This is a genomic window from Salipiger sp. (assembly GCF_059781815.1).
Genome location: NZ_JBYNAH010000402.1, coordinates 1 through 1,923, shown reverse-complemented (window position 1 = coordinate 1,923; position 1,923 = coordinate 1). Strand labels below are relative to the sequence as shown.

Genomic DNA, 1,923 nt, shown 5'->3' with positions numbered 1-1,923 from the left:
CGAAAAGCATGGCCGCGTCACCTTTGACGATGTCGCCGGTATCGACGAGGCCAAGGAAGAGCTCGAAGAGATCGTCGAATTCCTCCGTAACCCGCAGAAATTCTCGCGCCTCGGCGGCAAGATCCCCAAGGGTGCGCTGCTCGTGGGCCCTCCGGGCACCGGTAAGACGCTGCTGGCGCGCGCCATCGCGGGCGAGGCCGGCGTGCCGTTCTTCACCATCTCGGGCTCGGACTTCGTCGAGATGTTCGTCGGCGTCGGCGCAAGCCGCGTGCGCGACATGTTCGAGCAGGCCAAGAAGAACGCCCCCTGCATCGTCTTCATCGACGAGATCGACGCCGTCGGTCGCAACCGTGGCTCCGGCTATGGCGGCGGCAATGACGAGCGCGAGCAGACCCTTAACCAGCTGCTGGTCGAGATGGACGGCTTCGAGGCCAACGAGGGCGTGATCATCATCGCTGCCACCAACCGCCGCGACGTGCTCGACCCGGCGCTGTTGCGCCCGGGCCGCTTCGACCGGCAGGTCATGGTCGGCAACCCCGACATCAAGGGCCGCGAGAAGATCCTTGGCGTGCACGCCCGCAAGACCCCGCTGGGCCCCGATGTCGATCTGCGCATCATCGCGCGCGGCACCCCGGGCTTCTCGGGTGCGGACCTCGCCAACCTGGTGAACGAGGCGGCGCTGATGGCCGCCCGCGTCGGCCGCCGCTTTGTCACGATGGAAGATTTCGAGAACGCCAAGGACAAGGTCATGATGGGCGCCGAGCGCCGCTCGATGGTGCTGACCGCCGACCAGAAGGAAAAGACCGCCTATCACGAGGCCGGTCACGCGGTGGTGGGCCTGACCCTGCCGCAATGCGATCCGGTCTACAAGGCGACGATCATCCCGCGCGGCGGCGCGCTTGGCATGGTGGTCTCGCTGCCCGAGATCGACCGGCTGAACTGGCACAAGTCGGAGTGCGAGGAAAAGCTCGCCATGACCATGGCCGGCAAGGCCGCCGAGATCATCAAATACGGCGAGCCCAACGTCTCCAACGGCCCGGCGGGCGACATCCAGCAAGCCTCGGCACTGGCACGCGCCATGGTGCTGCGCTGGGGCATGTCGGACAAGATCGGCAATATCGACTACTCCGAGGCCCACGAGGGCTATCAGGGCAACACCGCCGGCCTGTCGGTCTCGGCCCACACCAAGGAGCTGATCGAGGAAGAGGTGCGCCGCTTCATCCAGGAAGCCTATGAGCGCGCCTTCCAGATCCTCACCGACCGCAAGGACGACTGGGAGCGTCTGGCGCAGGGCCTGCTCGAATACGAGACCCTGACCGGCGACGAGATCAAGCGCGTGATGAACGGTGAGCCGCCGCAGAGCGGCGACGGCGCCGACAGCTCGGACGACGACACGCCCAGCGTCACCGCGATCCCCAAGACCAAGCCGAAATCCAAGCCCGCCGGCGATGGCGGCATGGAACCCGAACCGACCGCATGAGCGGTTCGCAGACACCAGACTGGGACCCCGGACTCTATCACAGATTCCGGGGTCTTCGTTTGCGCCCCGCCATCGACCTGCTGCGCAGCGTCGGCCCGCTGCCCGAGGGCGCGGTGATCGACCTTGGCTGCGGCAGCGGCGCGGTGGGCCCGGCGTTGCAGCAGCTTGGCGGCAAGCTGGTGGGGGTGGACCTCAGCGCAGCGATGCTCGAGCAGGCGCGGCGCACCGGCTGCTATGACGCGCTGGTCGCCGAGGACCTGTCGCTCTGGCTGCCCGAGGAGCCCGCGGCGCTGATCTTCTCCAACGCCGCGCTGCAATGGGTCGGCGATCATGCCAACCTGCTGACGCTGCTGGCGTCCAAGCTGGCCCCCGGCGGCACGCTGGCGGTGCAGATGCCGCACCAGAACAACGCCCCCTCGCACCGCTTCTGGCTCAGCCTCGCC

At 67.5% G+C, this 1,923-nt stretch carries 2 protein-coding genes; both read left to right on the top strand.

Annotated features, from left to right (window positions below):
• A partial coding sequence (gene ftsH / locus AC6RA4_RS25240) for an ATP-dependent zinc metalloprotease FtsH (protein WP_500165035.1) occupies positions 1-1,480 on the top strand: 1,480 nt, incomplete at its 5' end.
• Positions 1,477-1,923: methyltransferase domain-containing protein (locus AC6RA4_RS25235; RefSeq protein ID WP_500165033.1), on the top strand; the 447-nt coding region annotated here is incomplete at its 3' end. The genes ftsH and AC6RA4_RS25235, both read left to right, overlap by 4 nt.